Source organism: Albidovulum sp., assembly GCF_049646345.1.
Classification (GTDB): Bacteria; Pseudomonadota; Alphaproteobacteria; order Rhodobacterales; family Rhodobacteraceae; genus Albidovulum.
Window position 1 is genome coordinate 1 of sequence record NZ_JBARVQ010000089.1, and the last position, 1,745, is coordinate 1,745.

The window sequence follows — 1,745 nt, forward strand, 5'->3', positions numbered from 1 at the left end:
AGGGCAAGCACTGCCGTTGCGTAAACGAACTGCTTAACGAACATCGAGAAAACCTTCCTCGGGTGTAATGGACGTGATGGCATACGCAGCCCCAAGTGATGCAATAAGCGACACCACAAGCGTCGCGCCGGCGCTTGCGAGAAACTCGGTCATAGACAATCTGGCAAGCGCTTCGTCCACCCTGAAGGTGCTGGCAAGCGCGATATTCAAAAGGCCGGTGAGCAGGGCATAGAGACAGACGGATAGCACCCAGCCCACTGTACCAATAAGTGCAGCCTGCGTAGCGGGCAGAAGAAACGCCTGGGTTTGGCTCAAACCGCCGACACGCAGAAGGCTGATCGGTCGTCGATTCCGGCTGATAGCTGCCCACAAGCTTGCCGTGAAGGTGATCGCGACACCGAGCAGGCCAACAATGGCAACTGTATTAAACCCGCTATTCAGTGCGTTTCGCAGCGATAGCAGATCGGCGGCCTTCTCAAGTGACGCTCCGGAGGCATAACCACTACGGGCCAAATCTTCGACAAGCCGAAATGCGCCATCGACATCCGTCGCATAAAGCCTGACCAGAGGGAACTTTTCCGGATCGGGATAACTTTCACGCGACGGGTTGAGGTCAGTGCCATCCACGTCACCATGAGTCCAGTCCTGCAACAGAAACAGATCACCCGTTTCCAGCAGCGCACCGGTTCGGCCCCAGACACCAGCGGGTAGTATGCCGCTTACGGTAAAGGTAAGATAAGCGCCATCCGGTTCCGAATTGTTCGGTCGCATCAACACTTCAACCAGATCACCAACTTCAAGACCCCCAAGCTGGCCGTCGAGAGCCGCGGACAAGACCAGTTCGCCTCTTGCTGGCGGCTCAACTCCGTCACCAAGATACGGGTCTCCCGCCCCTGTTGCCAGCAGCGTCACATTCCTAACCAGCGGGCCGCCATTGACCGGCACAGCAAAATCAGACTGCACCGCAAGTTGGATCGGGTGCGCCCCGATATATCGGACATCTGGGTGCTGACGAAGCTCTTGTACAAATTCAGCCGAAAAGCTGTCTTGCCCGACAAACTGGATTCGTAGGTCCTCAGGATTTTCCAGAAGGGCCTGGGTGCGGTCCTCAATATATCCGTTCTTGATGCCCAGAATAATTAAAAGCGGTACCAACAACGCCGCTAGTCCGAATATCTGACAAAGCGTGGCAACCCGTGCATGGCGTAAGTCGGCAAAGGCCAATCGACAAATTAACGGTACTTTCATCATGCGGTCTCAAACACGGATCTACGGTTGGATTTCGGACCGGTTTCAGTCACAATTATCTTATTGAATGCGTAAGTTGTTACGAGGTGCAATTGATGGGTCGCAAGTATGATCGCAGCACCGGAGCGGTCCGCCAGTCTGATAAGGCTTTCCATGACCCGACTGGCGTTTTCCGCGTCGAGCGCCGCTGTTGGCTCATCCGCCAGAATTAACGCTGGCCTCTGCGCCAAAGCGCAAGCCACCGCCGCACGTTGTCGCTGGCCACCGGAAAGCCCAGCAGGCAACGCATCAAGAACTTCGTCAAGATCCAGCATCGTTATCAACAAGTCGATTTCATTGACCGGCAGTGCACCCGCCAGCTCAGCGCTGCACAGGATATTCTCGCGAATTGTCAAAAACTCCAGCAATCCATCCCGTTGCGGTAGGTAAGTAACACAGCGCGCGCGCAGCATGCTGAGAAGTGCCTGATCGTTTTTTTGCCATGCCCGGGATACGTC

2 protein-coding genes are annotated in these 1,745 nt (G+C 55.4%); both read right to left on the reverse strand.

Annotation, left to right across the window (positions count from 1 at the left end):
* Positions 1–33: 33 nt before the first annotated feature.
* Positions 34–1,251 (reverse strand): ABC transporter permease, encoded by a 1,218-nt coding sequence (locus tag WBB85_RS02240; protein ID WP_432636995.1) that lies wholly within the window; start codon positions 1,249–1,251, stop codon positions 34–36.
* Positions 1,248–1,745 (reverse strand): ATP-binding cassette domain-containing protein (locus WBB85_RS02245; RefSeq protein WP_432636996.1); only part of this gene is annotated, 498 nt, incomplete at its 5' end. The genes WBB85_RS02245 and WBB85_RS02240, both read right to left, overlap by 4 nt.